General features: G+C 72.7%; 16 protein-coding genes and 2 pseudogenes. 9 read left to right on the plus strand and 9 right to left on the minus strand.

Going from position 1 to position 16,412, the window contains the following annotated elements:
• Positions 1 to 85: 85 nt before the first annotated feature.
• The gene (locus ADK57_RS26525; protein WP_053752092.1) at positions 86 to 1,120 is read right to left on the minus strand and encodes a hypothetical protein; all 1,035 of its coding nucleotides are present in this window, start codon (positions 1,118 to 1,120) and stop codon (positions 86 to 88) included.
• Positions 1,121 to 1,174: 54 nt separating this feature from the next.
• Positions 1,175 to 2,437: an aromatic acid exporter family protein gene (locus ADK57_RS26530; protein WP_053752093.1), complete on the minus strand. Its 1,263-nt coding sequence runs from the start codon at positions 2,435 to 2,437 to the stop codon at positions 1,175 to 1,177.
• Between the two features lie 193 nt (positions 2,438 to 2,630).
• Here ADK57_RS26530 and ADK57_RS26535 point away from each other — a divergent pair, with 193 nt between their 5' ends.
• Positions 2,631 to 3,968 carry an erythromycin esterase family protein gene (locus ADK57_RS26535; RefSeq protein ID WP_078973354.1) on the plus strand — a complete coding sequence of 446 codons (1,338 nt, stop codon included), beginning with the start codon at positions 2,631 to 2,633 and terminating at the stop codon, positions 3,966 to 3,968.
• Between the two features lie 9 nt (positions 3,969 to 3,977).
• Here ADK57_RS26535 and ADK57_RS26540 read toward each other — a convergent pair whose 3' ends face one another.
• Complete coding sequence (locus ADK57_RS26540) at positions 3,978 to 4,472, minus strand: FBP domain-containing protein (protein WP_053752095.1); 495 nt, start codon at positions 4,470 to 4,472, stop codon at positions 3,978 to 3,980.
• Positions 4,473 to 4,557: 85 nt separating this feature from the next.
• Here ADK57_RS26540 and ADK57_RS26545 point away from each other — a divergent pair, with 85 nt between their 5' ends.
• The 5 genes and pseudogenes from ADK57_RS26545 (at position 4,558) to ADK57_RS26565 (ending at position 8,620) form a co-directional block, all read left to right on the plus strand.
• Positions 4,558 to 5,538: a DUF3626 domain-containing protein gene (locus ADK57_RS26545; protein ID WP_053752096.1), complete on the plus strand. Its 981-nt coding sequence runs from the start codon at positions 4,558 to 4,560 to the stop codon at positions 5,536 to 5,538.
• Positions 5,539 to 5,573: 35 nt separating this feature from the next.
• A pseudogene (locus tag ADK57_RS26550) lies at positions 5,574 to 5,864 on the plus strand (hypothetical protein); the annotation flags it as partial.
• A gap of 23 nt (positions 5,865 to 5,887) precedes the next feature.
• Positions 5,888 to 6,880 (plus strand): phosphotransferase family protein, encoded by a 993-nt coding sequence (locus ADK57_RS26555; RefSeq protein ID WP_053752201.1) that lies wholly within the window; start codon positions 5,888 to 5,890, stop codon positions 6,878 to 6,880.
• Positions 6,881 to 6,985: 105 nt separating this feature from the next.
• A complete protein-coding gene (locus ADK57_RS26560; RefSeq protein ID WP_053752098.1) occupies positions 6,986 to 8,275 on the plus strand; it encodes an ROK family transcriptional regulator in 1,290 nt (429 codons plus the stop codon).
• 78 nt (positions 8,276 to 8,353) lie between these two features.
• Positions 8,354 to 8,620 (plus strand): hypothetical protein, encoded by a 267-nt coding sequence (locus tag ADK57_RS26565; RefSeq protein ID WP_053752099.1) that lies wholly within the window; start codon positions 8,354 to 8,356, stop codon positions 8,618 to 8,620.
• 14 nt (positions 8,621 to 8,634) lie between these two features.
• On the opposite strand, the gene ADK57_RS26570 is transcribed toward ADK57_RS26565, so the two are convergent.
• Entirely contained in the window at positions 8,635 to 9,663 is a 1,029-nt protein-coding gene (locus ADK57_RS26570; protein WP_053752100.1) for an SDR family oxidoreductase, read from the minus strand.
• A gap of 105 nt (positions 9,664 to 9,768) precedes the next feature.
• On the opposite strand from ADK57_RS26570, the gene ADK57_RS26575 reads away from it, so the two are divergent.
• Positions 9,769 to 10,425 carry a M15 family metallopeptidase gene (locus tag ADK57_RS26575; RefSeq protein ID WP_053752101.1) on the plus strand — a complete coding sequence of 219 codons (657 nt, stop codon included), beginning with the start codon at positions 9,769 to 9,771 and terminating at the stop codon, positions 10,423 to 10,425.
• Here the strand turns inward: ADK57_RS26575 and ADK57_RS49255 are convergent, their stop codons facing one another.
• The 4 genes from ADK57_RS49255 to ADK57_RS26590 all read right to left on the minus strand — a co-directional run bounded on the left by ADK57_RS49255 (position 10,426) and on the right by ADK57_RS26590 (position 13,809).
• Positions 10,426 to 10,548 (minus strand): hypothetical protein, encoded by a 123-nt coding sequence (locus tag ADK57_RS49255; RefSeq protein WP_420711900.1) that lies wholly within the window; start codon positions 10,546 to 10,548, stop codon positions 10,426 to 10,428.
• Between the two features lie 284 nt (positions 10,549 to 10,832).
• Positions 10,833 to 12,026 (minus strand): FUSC family protein, encoded by a 1,194-nt coding sequence (locus tag ADK57_RS26580; RefSeq protein ID WP_053752102.1) that lies wholly within the window; start codon positions 12,024 to 12,026, stop codon positions 10,833 to 10,835.
• A 46-nt stretch (positions 12,027 to 12,072) separates the two neighbouring features.
• Positions 12,073 to 12,729 carry an HAD family hydrolase gene (locus ADK57_RS26585; protein ID WP_053752103.1) on the minus strand — a complete coding sequence of 219 codons (657 nt, stop codon included), beginning with the start codon at positions 12,727 to 12,729 and terminating at the stop codon, positions 12,073 to 12,075.
• A 42-nt stretch (positions 12,730 to 12,771) separates the two neighbouring features.
• A complete protein-coding gene (locus ADK57_RS26590) occupies positions 12,772 to 13,809 on the minus strand; it encodes a PHP domain-containing protein (protein WP_078973343.1) in 1,038 nt (345 codons plus the stop codon).
• Positions 13,810 to 13,967: 158 nt separating this feature from the next.
• Between ADK57_RS26590 and ADK57_RS26595 the strand changes: the two are divergent.
• Both ADK57_RS26595 and ADK57_RS26600 read left to right on the plus strand, forming a co-directional pair.
• Positions 13,968 to 14,787: pseudogene (locus ADK57_RS26595) on the plus strand (SDR family oxidoreductase).
• Between the two features lie 57 nt (positions 14,788 to 14,844).
• The gene (locus ADK57_RS26600) at positions 14,845 to 15,081 is read left to right on the plus strand and encodes a hypothetical protein (RefSeq protein ID WP_053752105.1); all 237 of its coding nucleotides are present in this window, start codon (positions 14,845 to 14,847) and stop codon (positions 15,079 to 15,081) included.
• Between the two features lie 9 nt (positions 15,082 to 15,090).
• Here ADK57_RS26600 and ADK57_RS26605 read toward each other — a convergent pair whose 3' ends face one another.
• Positions 15,091 to 16,329 (minus strand): ricin-type beta-trefoil lectin domain protein, encoded by a 1,239-nt coding sequence (locus tag ADK57_RS26605; protein WP_053752106.1) that lies wholly within the window; start codon positions 16,327 to 16,329, stop codon positions 15,091 to 15,093.
• Positions 16,330 to 16,412: the final 83 nt, after the last annotated feature.

Raw genomic sequence — 16,412 nt, forward strand, 5'->3', positions numbered from 1 at the left:
TGCCACCTTCGCGTGGATCACCCGTCAGGTGCAACAGCGGCATCATGCGTTGCGCACAGCGCAACGCATCCGCCGTGTCGTTGCCCTACCAGTCGCCGTCCGCCACGGGCTTCCCCGGCGCGTCCTTCAGCGGCTGCACCTGCGGCGGCGAGGGCTCCTGCCAGGGCTCGTGGTCGTCCCCGAGCCAGTCGCCGACCGGCTTGACGTCCTGGAGCGTGTCCGTGGCCGGGAGATCCTCGGCGTCCTGGTCGTAGTAGTCGAACCAGGGCAGCCCGGCGCGGGTGTACGCGGCGCGGTCCACGGGCGACGGCGGGGGAGTCTCGCCGGTGATACGGCGCCACTCGGGAGGCGTCACCAGGTGCACGAACACCCGTCCCGCGGGCTGCTCGGCCCAGTCCGTCGGCGGACGGTCGTCCCGGTAGACCTCCTGACGCATCGATCCACCCACGCCCAGTCCCATGGCGGCCGCGGCCCGCGGCCGGCCCGCGGGGGCCGCGGCAGGGGCCGCCGGTGCCGCCATGGGCATCGCGGCTCCGTAGCTCTTGCCCGGCATCGCCCTGGCCCGCTCCGCCCTGCGCCGCTCCTCCTCGCGCCACCGGGCCAGCGGCCCCTCGTTCAGCGGGAACGACTGCAGTTGTACGCCGCCCCAGACCTCCTCGCCCGTGACCTGCCCCTCGACGGTCGCGCCAAGCCCCAGCGGCACCGCCACGAACTGGCGGACCGTGCCCTTCCCGGAGTTGATGCCGTCCAGCCACGGCTGACGCGGAAGCACGACGTAGTTCTGCGGATCGCGGGAGAGCCGGTCGCTCCACGGCCGGCCCGAGACCGCGCACACCTTGCCCACCCCGACCTGCAACGCGGCCGGCTCCTTCGTGCCCGAGAAGCTCAGCCACATCGCCTCGCGCAGGTACACCGGCAGCATCACCCCGCCCCGGGCCCGCCACTGCTCCGGGACGGTGTCCGGGAAGTCGGAGACCCGGCGGACGGGAAACTCGCCGAGCCCCGGCGGCAGCGGATGCGTGCCCGTCTCGGGCAGCCGCAGCGTGCGCACGAACCGCACCGCCGCACCGCCCGGCAGCCGCAGTGTGTTCCCGTCGATCCGCACCGTGGTGTCGGTCATCGGCCCGCCCCCTTCGTCCCGCCCCCGGAGGCATGCCGCCTCAAGGTGACTTCTTCACCTTGAACGTCGCTCGGCGTCCGTGCGGTTCCGGCGCAGCTGCTCGGGCACGTGCAGGCTCTCCCGCAGCCGGGTGAGCCGCGGCATGCGTTCGCGCTGCTCGCGGGAGACGCGGTCCAGTTCCTCCAGGAGGCGGCGCGAGCGGTGCTCGGTGTCGAGCTCGTCGAGGATCCGGTTCACCTCGGTGAGGACGGCACCGAGCAGTTGCCACTGGCGGGCGTCGCGCTGGACCTCTTCCAGCAGCAGCTGGGCCAGCTTGTCGCGGGTGGCCGCGGCCTGTCGCAACTCGGCGGTCAGCCGGGACTCCGCCGCGTCGGCGTTCAGGCTCACCGGGGTGGTGACCAGGACCGCGAAGCTGACCACGGCATCCGCGATCTCCGACAGCAGCTGCTCGACGGCCGCGCCCGTCTCCGACGCGAAGGAGCGTGGAAGGGGCTCGGACTCGCGCTCCTTCGCGAGGTCGGTGAAGGTGCGCGCGAGCACCCGCAGCACGACCGTGCAGATCTCCAGCGTGTCCAGGCCGGTGCGCAGCACCACGCGGTGCAGCAGGCCCTCCTTCACGCGCGGATTGAACCGCAGACTGTCCTCGGCCTGCCGCAGGGCCGCGTCCACCTCGACGATGTCGTGGTCGAGCCGGCGCGCCTCGTGCAGCCGGGCCGTCGCATGCTCGACGGGCGTCCGGCCCGCGGCCTCCTCGCCCATGCTCAGCATCAACTGCCGCACCCGGCGGGCCAGCCCCTCGATCGACTCCCCGGCCTCGCCCACCCACACCGGCGGGGCGAACAGCAGATTGCAGCCCAGGCCGACGACCGCGCCGATCAGCGTCTCCAGCACCCGCGCCCAGGCGGTGTCACCGACGGTCGTGACCCCGAGCACCAGCATCGCGCTGATCGCCACCTCGGGCACGAACTCGTCGACCCGCACCAGATGCCCGACGGCCAGCGCCGCCACGATCAGCAGCCCGAGGCTCCACCAGGTCAGCCCCACCAGCAGACTGAAGGCGATGGCGACGAGGACCCCCGCGACCACCGAGTTCACCCGGCGGATTCCGGTGGTGAGCGTGGAGTAGAGGGTGACCTGGACGACCAGCAGCGCGGTCAGCGGTGCGGTGAGCGGTGCCGCCTCGGGGCTCAGACGCAGGGCGATGACGTAAGCGATCGTCGCCGCGGCCGACGACCGCAGCGCCTGTACGACGACCGGGTCCCGGTGCCGCTTCACCAAGCGCACCAGGGACGTCGTCCACTCACGTACGTCTCGCATCCTCGGGCCGTCCCCTTCCACAGATGTACCGAAGGTACTCATTGAGGACCGCAGCCGTCCGCAAGGAAACGTAGTTTGCCATTCCGCTACGGCCCCATGAGGAAGACCCCCGTCCTCGCCCCGTGGATGGCCGTACCACGCTGCTGTGGACAGCCGGATGGTCTGCGCCGTACCGGTACGAAAGCCTTGGATCATGACATGGCAACGGACCGGATCCCTCCTGACCCTGCTCGTCACCGTCGGCGTGGCCGCGTCGGCCGGCCCCCCGGCCACGGCCGCACCGGCCCCGGCCGTGGTCGAAGCCCTCGACCGGGCCGCCCACCCGCTGCGAACCGTCGAACCAGGCGGCGACACCCGCGATCTGGGCGCCCTCGACCGCATGATCGGCGGCGCCCGGGTGGTCGGCCTCGGCGAGGCCACCCACAGCTCGCACGACTTCTTCGCCCTCAAGGACCGCGTCTTTGGCCACCTCGTCGAGGAGAAGGGCTTCCGCACCTTTGCCCTGGAGGTGCCCTGGAGCACCGGCCTGCGGCTCGACGACTACGTGCTGAAGGGCGAGGGCGACCTGCGGCGCATCATGCGCGACGAGCTCCAGCGCGACTTCCTGTGGTGGAACAACACCGACTACCTGAGGCTCCTGGAGTGGATGCGGGCGTACAACGTCCGCCACCCCGGCGACCCCGTGCGGTTCATGGGCGACGACATCGCCTGGTCCGGACCCGAGTCGTACGACGCGGTCGAGGACCACATGGCCGCCACGCACCCCGGGGCGAGCGCCCGCCTCGCCGAGCTCTACCGCGGCCTGCGTCCCACCGTGCCGACGGGGACGTACATCGAGCAGTACATGAACAGGCCGTACGCCGAACGCATGGAGATGGCCCACCGCACGGGCGAGGCACTCGAACTGGTCAGGCGTCAGGGACCGGGCACCGGCGACCGGGAGGCGTACGCATGGGCCCTGCAGAGCGCGACGGCGATCGACCGGACCGCCCGTCAGTACGCCTTCGACTTCGAGGACCCCGCCGAGATCGCCGAGGCCATGACCTATCGCGACGGGGCGATGGCCGCCAACGTCGTCTGGTGGCACGAGCACACCGGCACCAAGGTGCTGCTGTCGGCCCACAACAACCACGTCGGGTACGTACCGGAGGACCCCGTCACCAACCCGAAGGTGCAGGGTGCCTACCTGCGGGAGAGCCTCGGCGCGGGGTATGTGAACGTGGGCCTGGCCTTCGACCACGGCTCGTTCAACGCCACCGGCCGCGAGGACACCGTCATCAGGCGCCGGACGCTGGGACCCGCCGCCCCCGGCAGCAACGAGCGGACCCTCGACCGCGTACGGCACCAGGACTACGTACTCGACCTGCGGGCCGCCGGACCGCCGGCCCGTCAGTGGCTGCGCCGGGCCCGGCCGACGCGCCAGATCGGCACGGCCTACCCGGACGGCCCGTACGACATCGCGCTCGCCCGCAGCTACGACGTCCTCGTCCACCTGCACGACGTGGTGGCGGCACGGCTGCGGGACCGGTAGCCGACGAAGTCAGACGTACAGCTTGTCGATGAAGGCGGACAGGTTGCCCGTCGCGCGGGCGATCTGCTCCTCCAGGGTGAGACTCTCCTCGAAGCGTGACCCGGATTCCAGGGCCTTCTTGCCGCGCAGGTAGAGAGAACACGCCAGGTCGGTGCACATGTACACGCCCACCGAGTTGCCCTCGCGGCCCGCCGCGCCCGCCCTGCGGGCCGTCATCAGGGAGACACCGCCGCCCGGGTGGGTGGTCAGGCACAGCGAGCACATGCTGCGGTGCAGCAGGCCGCGCCTGGACGACGGAAAGCGCAGGGAGACGCCGACCGGTCGGCCCTCCCGCTCGGTGACCAGATAGCTGCGGTCGGGTGCTCCGGGATCGCGCCAGCCCAGGAAGTCCAGGTCGTCCCACGGGCGTTGGTCGAGGTCCCGGGGGACGGCCAGGCGTTTGGCCTCGCCCTTCGAGCAGTTGACGAATGAGTTGCGTATGTCGTGCTCGGTGAGTGATCTCATGGGGGAGCCTCCTGGGTGATCGCGCGCTGAAACCTAGGGGTATTAGGTTGGCGCCAGGGTAGGCAGGCATGAGGGGGAGAGGCCAATGGATTTCCGGGACGTCGCGGCGCCGCGGGCGCGGGCCGCGCTGTCGTACGTGGCGGCGGGTTCCGAGGGGCCGGCCGTCGCCCCTGACCTGCGCATCACGCTGAACCTCCATCCGGACCGGGCGGTGGGCGGGCTGACCGTCCTGCGGGCGCTGGCCCAGGACGGCACGTATCACTCGCAGTTCGTCACGGGCACCGGCAACGGCGGCCTCACCGCGCATCCCGGCGGCGACCGGTGGCGCTGGGAGAGCCGGATCTTCGGCGGGGTCTACGACGACGCGGACGCCCACGACCGGCCGGTGTACGGCGCGTTGAACTTCCGTCACCAGGTCGTCGGCGCGGCACCGAGGTTCGGCTCCTCCCACTTCCGCCTCACCGGCGCCACGCTCGCCCGCGCCACCTTCTGCTACCCCGACAGCGCGGCCGAGCCGGCCGACTTCGGCGTCGCGGCGGGCATGTCCCTGATCGCGCTGGCCGAGGCGGACGAGCAGGACGCCCTCAACGACTACATCGAGGCGCAGGTGCACGCGGGCGTCGTCCTCGCCCGCGACGTGGAGGCGCTCGTCCTCGACGCGAGCTATCGCGGCACGCCCGTCGAGACGGCGGCCCGCCTGTTGCCGTGCCCCCTCGAATGGCACCCCGGCTACCGGCTCACCGTGGCTCAGCTGCGTCGGCACGCGGACTACCGGGGGCGGGAGTACGTGGAGCTGGGCGCGCGCATCGCCGAGGACGGCCGGATCGACCCGCGGATCATCGGCGACGCGGCCCGCACGGGACGGTACGAGCTGCAGGACCTGAAGATGGTGTGGCACACGCTGGCCCGCTTCGGGGCGCCGGAGGGGGCGGGCACCGCGTGCTCCGGCCGCGCGGCTGCTTCCGGGACGGCGGACGCGGCTCATTCCGGCGCCGCGGCCCGTTCCCCGGACGCGGACACCGGCGTCGGCGGCCACACCCCGGCGGCCAGCACTCCCTGCGCATAGGCCCGGGCGACCAGTTCCGTACGGTTCGCCGCGCCCGGCTCCGCCCGGCCTTCAGTGCCGCCCCGGAAGGCGGGGTGACCTTCGTGCAGCACCGGATCGCCGCCGAGGCCGAAGGGGAGGCCGAAGAGGTGGGGGAGCTGCTGGACGCGGGCGCCCGGGTGTACGTCTGCGGCGACGGCTCGCGGATGGCGCCCGGCGTGCAAGACGCGTTCCGTACCCTGTACCGGGAGCGCACGCAGGGCGCCGACGAGTCGGCCGCCGAGCGCTGGCTCGACGAGCTGGTGGAGACCGGGCGTTACGTCGAGGACGTGTACGCGGCCGGCTGACCGGAGGGAAGGGGCGGGTGCAGGTGGGGGACTCGACGCAATCGTGGGACCGGGCCCGGCGGGTCCTGGAAGGGGCGCGCCTGCCCGCCGGCCGCCTCACCGGCGTCCGCCCGCTGACCGGGGGCACCTACAACACCGTCGAGGAACTCCTCCTCACGGACGGCAGCCGTTACGTGCTGAAGGTCGCCCCGGCGCCGACCACGCCGGGCCTGCGGCACGAGAGCCGACTCCTGGTCTCCGAGGCGGAGTTCTACCGTGCGGCCGCCGAGGCCGGCGTACCGGCGCCGCACCTGGTGGCGCTCGGCGACGACACCGCCGTACCGCATCTGCTGATGACGGCCTGCCCGGGCGAACCGTGGAACGGCTCCCTGACGGAGTCCGAACGAGCTGCCCTGCGCCGGGAGTTGGGGCGTCAGGTGGCTCGTCTGCATGGTGTGACCGGCCCGGGCTTCGGCTATCCGTCGGGCGCGCTCGGGCCGCTCGCTCCCGACTGGCGGACCGCCTTCGGCGCCATGACCGAGGCGGTCCTGGACGACGCCCGCCGCTACCGGGCCCGGTTGCCCCGGCCCGTCGACGAGGTGGCGCGGACGATCGAAGCCGCCTTCCCCGCGCTCGACGAGGTCACCACCCCCTGCCTGGTCCACTTCGACCTGTGGCACGGGAACATCCTCCTGGACCGCCCGGCGGGGGAGGAGCCCCGCATCGGAGGTCTCATCGACGGGGAGCGGATGTTCTGGGGCGATCCCCTCGCCGACTTCGTCTCCCTGGCGCTGCTGGGGGACATCAAGAAGGACGAGGCGTTCCTCGCCGGCTACCGGGAAGCCGGCGGGCCGGCCGAGTTCGACACGCCGGCCCGGCTCCGCCTCGCCCTCTACCGCGTCTACCTCTACCTGATCATGCTCACCGAGACGATTCCGCGGGCGGTCGACGCCGAGAACGAGCGATGGGTCCAGGAGGCGGTCGCTCCGGAACTCGTCGCGGCGCTGGAGGAGATCGGGGAGCTGGCCCCCCGCTAGTACCGAGCGCTTAGTTCAGGGCGTGAATTAAGAAGGTGCGGAAAGTCGCGTCCGGTGGTCCCGCAGAGGTATGTTGCAGGTCGGGCAGGGTTCGGGAGGAGCCACATGGCGGGGCGCAACGGGCGTACGGTACGCGATCTGAGGCGGGCCAACCGCACGGCCGTGCTGCAACGGCTCTACTTCGACGGCCCCCTCAGCCGCTTCGAGCTCGGCCCGGCCACCGGGCTCAGCTCCGGCTCGGTCAGCAACGTCGTCGCCGACCTGGTCGCCGACGGCCTGGTCGAGGAGGCGGGCAGCGTCGACTCCGACGGCGGACGTCCCCGCACCCTCCTGCGCGTGGCGCCCGGCAGCGGCCACATGATCGGCGTCGACGTCGGCGAGACCCGGGTACGGATCGAGCTGTTCGACCTGACCCTCACCGAACTCGCCCGCACCGAACGGCCGTTGACACAGCAGCGCTACGACGTCGAGGTCATCGTCGGTCACATCCGGGACGGTGTCGCCGAGGTACTGGCCGAGTCGGGCATCGAGCCCGGACAACTCCTCGGCGTCGGCATCGGCGTCCCCGGCATCGTCGAACGCACTCCGGAGCGCGGTGCCGTGGTGCACGGGCAGACGATCGGATGGGACGCGGTGCCGCTCGAAGCGCTGCTGCGCACCGGAACCCAACTTCCCGACACCGTGCGGTACTTCATCGACAACGGCGCCAAGACCCTGGGCCAGGCCGAGATGTGGTTCGGCGGCGGACGCGGTGCCCGCAACGCCGTCGTGGTGCTCTTCGGCTCCGGCGTCGGCGCCTGCCTCGTCACGCCCGAGGCGGAGCACGGACGGGCGGTCGAGTGGGGGCATCTGACGGTACGGGTCAGGGGGCGCCGGTGCCGGTGCGGTGCCCTCGGCTGCCTGGAGGCGTACGCGGGCGCCGAGTCCTTGCTGGAGCGCTGGCGCGAGGAGGGCGGACGGCCGCCGCGGGGCGCCGACGAGGAGACCGCGCTGACCGCGATGCTTGCCGCGGCCTACCCCGCCGAAGGCGGTGAAGCCGACCCCGTGGCCCTCGCCGTCCTGGAGGAGACCGCCGAGTACCTGGGCGCGGGCCTGTCCGACCTGATCAACCTCTTCCAGCCCGAGCGCATCCTCATCGGTGGCTGGGCCGGGCTCCAGCTGGGCGCGCGGTTCCTGCCCGCCGTACGCCGGCACGCGGTGTCGTACGCCCTGCGTCATCCGGCCGAGAAGGTGACCGTCGACCTCGGCCGGCTGGGGCCCGACGCGGTCACCGTCGGCGCCGCGATCCTCCCGCTCGCCGACTTCTTCGCACGCGGCGGCCGGCGCCCCGAACCGGCACCCGAGGGGCCCGCGCCCGCCTGGCGCACGGCCCTGGACGAGCGGGCGCCGCACTGACGTTTCGCTGGTCGTCGCGGAGGTACTCGCGTGGCGCCCGAACGACACGAAGCCCGAACGACACGAAGGGAGTGCGCCGTGGCCGAGCACCGCGACGAAGGATCCGGCGAGAACGGGGTGGCCGTGCCCCGGGACCTCCCGGACCAGCAGGCCCATGACGGCGAGGACCCCTGGGAGGTCGGCGCCGGTGGCGCGCAGGGCGACACCGTCGACGCCACGGACACCACCGAGGCCGAGCCCGACGACGTCCCCGACACGGACGAGGCCGGCACGGGCAGGCAGGGCGCGCCGCGGTCGGGCGCGGTACACCCCGAGCACCCGGTACCGGACGAGCCGTCTGCCTGAGCCCGATCCCGCCGTCAGCCGACCTTCCGGCCCTCCATGGGCTCCGTCCCTGCTCCCGCCCCCTGCTGCATGCCCAGGAGGAACTCCTCGAGCACCTCCGGCGCCGTGTGATCCGGCTGCCAGCCGAGTTCCGTGCGGGCGCGGGTGCAGTCCATCAGGGGAAGCCTGAGGACCGCGTCGAAGAGGTGCGGGGAGGCGGGCAGCAGATGCAGGCCCCAGGCGGCGGCGATCGCCGAGCGGGCCGCGGTACGCGGCAGCCGTACGGGGCGGGCGCCGAGCATCTCGCCCAGCAGCTCCGCGTCGACGGGCGGTTCGCCCGCCAGGTTGAAGGCGCCGTTGACGTCGGTGCGCAGGGCGAGGTGGTACGCCTTGGCCGCGTCGTCGGTGTGCAGCGCCTGGACGCGCAGGCCCGGGATGTCGGGAAGGAAGGGCAGCACGTCGGGCCGCGCCAGCGGGCCGGGCAGGAAGCGACCGCCGAAGATGCGGCGCTGCTCGCTCGCCGACTCCCGCTTGAAGAGGAAGGCGGGCCTCATCCGTACCACCCGGACATCCGGGTGGGCGCGCTCGAACGTGTCCAGGGCACGCTCCAGGTAGGCCTTCTCCCGGCAGTACGCGGCGTCCGGCCAGCCGTGCGTCGGCCAGGTCTCGTCCACGGCGTGGTCCTTCGGTCCCGGTGAGTACGCGCCGACGGACGACGCGTGCACCAGGGTCGGCACGCCGGCCGTCGCCACTGCGTCGAACACCCGGATGGAACCGAGGACGTTCGTGCGCCAGGTCGTCGCCGGGTCGTGCGTCGGCTGGAACGCCCACGCCAGATGGACCACCGCGTCGGCGCCCTCGAACTCCTTGATCAGATCGGACCGGTCGGACGCGAGGTCCACCGTCGACCACTCCGTCTTCGGGGGCATCCACTCGGGGAGCCGGCGGGCCAGCCCCCGCACGGACTCGACCTTCGGGTCCTCGGAGAGGAGGCGTACCACGCTGGTGCCGACGTTCCCGGTGGCGCCGGTGACCACGATTGTGCTGCCCGTTGCGCTGCTCACTTTCGGCTCCTCTCGACCGCGGATCCGACGGGACCGCCCGAGTACCCGGGGACCGGCGATGCACGCGGCTCACGCGGCCGCTTCCGGCCGCGAGACGATCAGGCCATGAGTGAGATCATCCTGATGTCGGACCCCAGGGTCGCGGCCGTTCCCGTCGACGAGTGCGGTGAGCGCCTCGTGGACGTGAGCGGGTGCCTTCCGGTCGACGACCGCAAGCACAAGGACTCCCACGGCGCCGAGCTCCACCTGCGACAGGGCGTCCTCGACCGGCTCCTGCGTGCGCAGACCCTGTTGCCCGAGGGGCTGCGCCTGCTCTTCGTCGAGGGATACCGTCCGCCGGCCCTCCAGCGGTCCTACTTCGAGGAGTACGCGGACTCACTGCGCGCCGGGCACCCCGACTGGCCCGCCGACCGGATCCGCTCGGCGGCGAGCCGTTATGTGTCCCCGCCGGAGATCGCCCCGCACACCGCCGGTGCGGCCGTCGACCTGACGCTCGTCGACACCGAGGGCCGCGAACTCGACCTCGGCACCCCCATGAACGCCGGCCCCGAGCAGAGCGACGGAGCCTGCTACACGGCGGCCGCCGGCATCTCCGACGAGGCCAGAGCCAACCGCGCCGTGCTCGGCGGGGCCATGAGCGTGGCCGGCCTCGTCAACTACCCCACCGAGTGGTGGCACTGGTCGTACGGAGACCGCTACTGGGCCCTGGCGACCGGCGCGCCCGCCGCGCTCTACGGGCCTCGGGAACCCGACGCCGATTAGCTATGGCTGGTCGGCGAAGGCGTTCACGCCCGTGCGCCGAGCCGACAGCTCCCACAGGCGTGCCGCCTGTTCCGGGTCGACGGCGTAGTCCTTGACGCCGGTGCGTTCATTCCCGGACGCCACGAATCGCAGTGCCCTCGAAGTCAAGCCCGTCCAGCGCAAACGTGTCCGGGGCCCGCATGGGAAAGCCCCGACCGGACGGGGGAATCACGGTCGGGGCCGATCAGGTGTGGGCGCGGATGGCGGTCGCCTCTCGGCGAAAGGCTCCACAGGGCTTCAGCCGAACGATCGTCCCTGTGGGCAAAAGGTGAGGCCCGGGGACACTGTCCCATCCACACCCACGGCTTGTTCAACGGGCAACTACCCATGGATGTTCCATGGTCCGGCGCTCCGCGGGGTGATCCGTGTCACGGTCTGCGGGTGCGCGGGACGGCCTCGTCCCAGAGGTTCTCCGCCTGCAGCAGCAGGGTTCCCAGGACGACCGTACGAGTGTGGTCCTGGGCGGCGTGCTCCCGCAGCCCGTTCCGCAGGTGCTCGTGCAGTTCGTGCATCGCCTCCTCGGTCGCGTCGGCCGAGCGCGCCTCCTCGCGGGCGCCCAGCAGACGGCGGCTCTCCGCGTGGCAGGCGTCCCCGATCAGCTCCAGGAGACGGGCGTACGAGCACAGCGCCGGGCCGTCGGGCGAAGCAGGCGTGCGGTCGCCGTCGGCCGCCACCGCGAGGGCCCTGGTCAGTGCCCTGATGTGCCCGGTGATACGGCTCCAGCGCTCGTCCTCCTCGGTGGGCGGAACGGTGGGCGGAACGGTCGGCGGGACCCGGTGGAGGGCCCGCAGCGGGCGGGAGGTGAAGCGCAGGCTCTCCCGGCTCCAGCGGCGGGCCGACCGCAGCGCGTCCAGCCGCCGCTCCAGCCGTGTCGAGGCACTCGACCAGCCGGCGGCGGACTGAGCGTCCCACTCGTTCTCCCGCAGATCACCGGCGACGGTGTGCAGCACGTCGCCCGCCTCCCCGGCGAGCGCCGCGAGGTTCTCCCGTACGTCGCGCAGATGGATCGGCGGCAGCACGAGCGCGTTGACCGCGACCCCGATGACCGCGCCCAGCGCCGCCTGTCCCACCCGGTGACCGACCGCCGACGCCGTGACCGTGCCGGAGGCGAGGGTGAACACCGCGGTGGTCGCAGCGTAGATGCCCTGGTCGCCGAAGCGGGGCCAGTTCGAGAGCAGCATCAGCACGGGTACGGACAGCGCCAGCGCGCCCAGTGTGTCGCCGGTGAGCCACTGTGCCGCCGACGCCAGCAGCGTCCCGGCGCAGATCGCCGTGAACTGCTGCGCGGCCTGTCTGAGCGAGCTGTAGACGGTGGCCTGCACCAGCACCAGCGCCACCCAGGGTGCCATCAGGGCCATCGGGTCGGCCAGCCAGTCACTCGCCACGAACCAGGCGAGCAGCGCCGCCGCGGCGGCCTTCAACGACTGCACCAGCAGATCGCGTTCCCGCCCGGGGCCCCGCCAGGCGGCCAGGCCGGCCCGGCCGACGGCGTGCACCTCGCGCCGCGCGGCGTCGGCCGGGCGGGCGGCGCGCACTCGTCCCGTATCTGTCACATGGATCATGCACGGCGGGTATCCGCACGGCGCCGCCCCTCACCCCGGGGGCAGCTCACCCCAAGGGACTCTCCGCCAACGACGCCAGCAGCTCGGCCGGATCGGCGTAGATCGCCGTCGCCCCCGCCTCCTCCAGGTCCGCGCGCGGAATGCCGCCGCACAGGACGCCCACGCAGCGCACCCCGGCCCTGGTGCCCGCGCGCATGTCCCAGACCGTGTCGCCGACGAACACGGCCCGCTCGGCGGGTACTTCGGCCAGTTCCAGGGCGTGTTCGACGGGTTCGGGCGCGGGCTTGCCCTTCTCGACGTCGTCGGCGCTCGCGGTGGCGGCGATCGCGTCGTCCGCGCCGATCGCCCGCCGCAGGGCGTCGAGTTCCGCGCCGCTCGCGGAGGTCGCCAGCACCACCCGCCAGCCCCGCAGGTCCAGGCGCCGCAGCAGCCGTCCGGCGTCCTGGAGTGCGGGCAGCCGGTCGAAGTACTGGCCGTACAGGGCCTTGTGGGCGGCGCTCAGTTCCGCGTCCCGGTCCTTGTTCCGGTCGTCGCCGAGCAGATGGGCGACGAGGTCGTCCGAGCCGAGGCCCACGGCCCGGTGGATGGCGTGCATCGGCACCCGGTGGCCCGCCTGCCGGAACGCCTCCCACCAGGTCGTCACATGCAGGTGATTGGTGTCGACGAGGGTCCCGTCGACGTCGAACACGGCCGCCCGTTCCATTCGCCCGTCCTTCCTGTGCTCTCCCGGCGCACGAGTACCACGTCAGGGGCTCGCCACTCGGTCCGGCACCCGGTCCTCCCGGCTCCACGCCAGCAGCTCTTCCAGGGACCAGGTGGTGACCACACGCTCGACGGGCACCCCGCACTCCTCGGCCCGCGCACACCCGTGGATCTGCCAGTCCAGCTGGCCGGGCGCGTGTGCGTCGGTGTCGACCGAGAACAGCACACCCGCCTCCACGGCCCGGCCGAGCAGCCGCCGAGGCGGATCGAGGCGCTCGGGACGGCTGTTGATCTCCACCGCCGTACCGGACTCGGCACACGCGGCGAACACCTCGGCCGCGTCGAACTCCGACTCGGGCCGCCCCCGGCCCGTCACCAGCCGTCCCGTGCAGTGCCCGAGGACGTCCGCGTGCGGATCGCGTACGGCGGCCACCATGCGGCGGGTCATCGAGCGGGCGTCCATCCGCAGCTTGGAGTGCACGGACACCACCACGACGTCCAGTCGATCCAGCAGCTCCGGCTCCTGGTCGAGCGAGCCGTCGTCGAGGATGTCGCACTCGATGCCGGTGAGGAGGCGGAACGGCGCCCACGTCTCGTTGAGTTCCGCCACCACTTCCAGTTGTCTGCGCAGTCGCTCGGGCGACAGTCCGCGGGCCACGGTCAGGCGGGGTGAATGGTCGGTCAGCACCGCCCACTCGTGGCCCAGTTCCGCCGCCGCCCGGCCCATCTCCTCGATCGGGCTGCCGCCGTCCGACCAGTCGGAGTGCAGATGGCAGTCCCCACGCAGCAGCGCCCTCAGCCGTTCGCCGCCCCGGGCGAGCGGGGACGCGGCCTCGCCCTCCAGCTTCTCCAGGTAACCGGGCAGCCGGCCCTCCAGCGCCTCGCGCACCACCTGCGCCGTCGTCGGGCCGACGCCCTTGAGCGTCTCCAGGGTCCCGGCGTCCGCCCGTTCGCGCACCTCGCCCTCGGGCAGCGCGGCCAGCACCCGGGCGGCGGTACGGAAGGCGCGCACACGGTACGTCGGTGCCCGGCCCCGCTCCAGCAGGAAGCCGATCCGCTCCAGGGCCTCCACGGGATCCATCGCCACCTCCTCCTCCAGAGTTCCCCAGGGCGGGGTGGGCCGCACGACGAGACCGCCCAGGGCGGGAGGGCGGCCGTCCGATCGGCGGGCGGTTTGTCCGCCACGTGGCCGGGTGCGATGCCTCGTCGCCTTCGCCCGCGTCCACGAGGGGGCCTGTCATGTCCGCCCCCACCGCACCCCGCAGCGAGGTGGCCGTGATCGCGGGCGCCGACTCCGGCATCGGCAGGGCCACCGCCGTCCGCCTGGCCAGGGCGGGCATGGACGTCGGCATCACCTGGCACAGCGACCGCAAGGGCGCGGAGGAGACCGCCGAGGAGGTCCGGGCCCACGGGCAGCGGGCAGCCGTGGCCCGGATGGACCTGCCCAGGCTGCCCGTCGCCGCCGGCACCGTCGGCGAGCTCTGCGACCGGCTCGGCCGCCTCTGCAGCCTCGACGGCCTGGTCGACAACGCCGGTACGGGCACCATGACGCCGTGCCTGGACCTGGCGCTCGACGCCGTCCGCGAGGTCGTCGACATCGACCTGATCGGCCCGTTCCCGTGCGGGCAGAAGGCGGCCCGGCACATGATCCGGCAGGGGAGCGGAGGCCGGATCGTCAACGTGACCTGCGTCCACGAACACCGGCCGCGGGTCGGCGCCGCCCCCTACTGCGCGGCCAAGGGCGGCCTCGGTCTGCTCACCCGGGTCATGGCCCTGGAGCTCGCCGAGTACGGCATCGACGTCAACGCGGTGGCACCCGGCGAGATCGCCACCCCGATGACCGGCCAGGAGGACACCGACCCCGGACACCGAGGACCGCCTCGGCGTCCCGCTGGACCGCCCCGGCGACGTCCGTGAGACCGCGGCCGTGATCGCCTTCCTCGCCGGCCCCGACGCCTCGTACGTCACCGGCGCCTCCTGGAGCGTGGACGGCGGCATGCTCCGGATGGGCGCGCAGGCCGGCTCGCACCTGGGCAGTGACGACTGGCGGCGGCCCTGAGCCCGGGCGGGTGACGCGAGCGCAGCCCTCCCGCGGGTTGCGCTCTACGCTCGATACATGACCGAAAGTGCGAGTCCCTACATCTCTCACCCGCGGATCCTGGTGCTCGGGGTACAGCCGACGACGCCACCCTTCCGGATCGTGGAGATCGACGGCCAGATGGTCGGTGAGGCGAGGGCCGTCACCGACGTCCTGGAGGCCGCCGCCGCGTTCGGCATCACCGTCCACGACCTGGACGACCCGGACGTGGTGCGCTGGGTGGGCGGTGACAAGTTCACCTGGACCCGGCACTGACCGACGGGTTCAGCCGACCGTCCACTTCTGGTTGGCGCCCCCGGTGCAGGTCCACAACTGCAGCCGGGTGCCGTTGGCCGGATCGTTCCCGGTCACGTCGAGGCACTTGTCGGCCTGCGGATTGACGATGTCGCCCGCCGTGGAGACGGCCCACCGCTGGTTGGCGCCGCCCGTGCAGTCCCACAGCTGGACGGTCGAGCCGTCCGCGGTGCCGTTGCCGGTGACGTCCAGGCACTTGCCGAGCGCGCGGAGCGTGCCGTCCGCGCCGGCGGTCCACTGCTGGGCGGCGCTGCCGTTGCAGTCGTAGAGCTGTACGGGTGTGCCGTTGGCGGAGTTCGCCCCGGCCACGTCCACGCACTTGCCGGCCAGCCCTCTGATCGCGCCGCCGGTGGCCGCGCCGCCGGTCGTCACCGACACGTGGTCCACCACCAGCTGTTGCGGGAAGACGGTGGAGCCGTCCGGGTCGCCGGGCCAGTAGCCGCCGACCGCCAGGTTCAGGATCAGGAAGAACGGCTTGTCGAACACCCAGCTTCGCCCGCCCAGGTCGGCGGGCGTGCGCCGCTGGTAGACCTGGCCGTCCACCGACCAGGTGATCGAGTCGGGGGCCCAGTCGACGGCGAAGGTGTGGAAGGCGTCCGCGAAGGCCTGGCCGCCCGGGAGGGAGTACGCCGCGCCGATGCCGCCGGAGCCGGAGTAGCCGGGGCCGTGGATCGTGCCGTGCACGGTGGAGGGCTCGTAGCCGACGTTCTCCATGACGTCGATCTCGCCCGAGTCCGGCCAGCCGACCTGCCCGAGGTCGTTGCCGAGCATCCAGAACGCGGGCCACATGCCCTGCCCGCGCGGGACCTTCAAACGCGCCTCGACATGTCCGTACTGCGCGGTGAACTTCCCGGCGGTGTTCAGCCGGGCCGAGGTGTACTGGCAGGTTCCGTACCAGCACTGGTAGTTGGCCGGGTTCTCCTTGCGGGCCGTGATCACCAGATGGCCCTGGCCGTCCAGAGCGGCGTTGCGGTTGCCCGGCGTGTAGTACTGCCGCTCGTGGTTGTTGACGTTGTCGCCGGTCTCGACCTGCCACTTCGAGGAGTCGACCGCGGCCCCGGCGGGCCCGTCGAAGGTGTCGGAGAACGTCACCGCGGCGGCGGTCACGTTCGGCGGATCCGCCTGCGCCGCACCGGTCGCGACTGACGCGACGAGCACGGCGGACAGGGCGGCGAGGAGACATCTGCGGAGCAGGCGTGGAGCGGCCACGGCTCTCCCTTCCGTACGGCGTCCCGGCGTACGGGTGCGCCGACCGAGGTGGGGGGTGAAGGCGTCTCCTCTTGATTTAAGTA

It is taken from the genome of Streptomyces sp. MMG1533 (genome assembly GCF_001279775.1).
GTDB lineage: Bacteria > Actinomycetota > Actinomycetes > Streptomycetales > Streptomycetaceae > Streptomyces.

Excerpts from the sequence above, each read along its gene's own strand:
- ADK57_RS26525 (WP_053752092.1), bottom strand. The coding sequence starts at position 1,120 with ATGACCGACACCACGGTGCGGATCGACGGGAACACACTGCGGCTGCCG.
- ADK57_RS26575 (WP_053752101.1), top strand. The coding sequence starts at position 9,769 with ATGAGTGAGATCATCCTGATGTCGGACCCCAGGGTCGCGGCCGTTCCC.
- ADK57_RS26585 (WP_053752103.1), bottom strand. The coding sequence starts at position 12,729 with ATGGAACGGGCGGCCGTGTTCGACGTCGACGGGACCCTCGTCGACACC.
- ADK57_RS26560 (WP_053752098.1), top strand. The coding sequence starts at position 6,986 with ATGGCGGGGCGCAACGGGCGTACGGTACGCGATCTGAGGCGGGCCAAC.
- ADK57_RS26580 (WP_053752102.1), bottom strand. The coding sequence starts at position 12,026 with ATGATCCATGTGACAGATACGGGACGAGTGCGCGCCGCCCGCCCGGCC.
- ADK57_RS26540 (WP_053752095.1), bottom strand. The coding sequence starts at position 4,472 with ATGAGATCACTCACCGAGCACGACATACGCAACTCATTCGTCAACTGC.
- ADK57_RS26535 (WP_078973354.1), top strand. The coding sequence starts at position 2,631 with ATGACATGGCAACGGACCGGATCCCTCCTGACCCTGCTCGTCACCGTC.
- ADK57_RS26590 (WP_078973343.1), bottom strand. The coding sequence starts at position 13,809 with ATGGATCCCGTGGAGGCCCTGGAGCGGATCGGCTTCCTGCTGGAGCGG.
- ADK57_RS26545 (WP_053752096.1), top strand. The coding sequence starts at position 4,558 with ATGGATTTCCGGGACGTCGCGGCGCCGCGGGCGCGGGCCGCGCTGTCG.
- ADK57_RS26530 (WP_053752093.1), bottom strand. The coding sequence starts at position 2,437 with ATGCGAGACGTACGTGAGTGGACGACGTCCCTGGTGCGCTTGGTGAAG.
- ADK57_RS26600 (WP_053752105.1), top strand. The coding sequence starts at position 14,845 with ATGACCGAAAGTGCGAGTCCCTACATCTCTCACCCGCGGATCCTGGTG.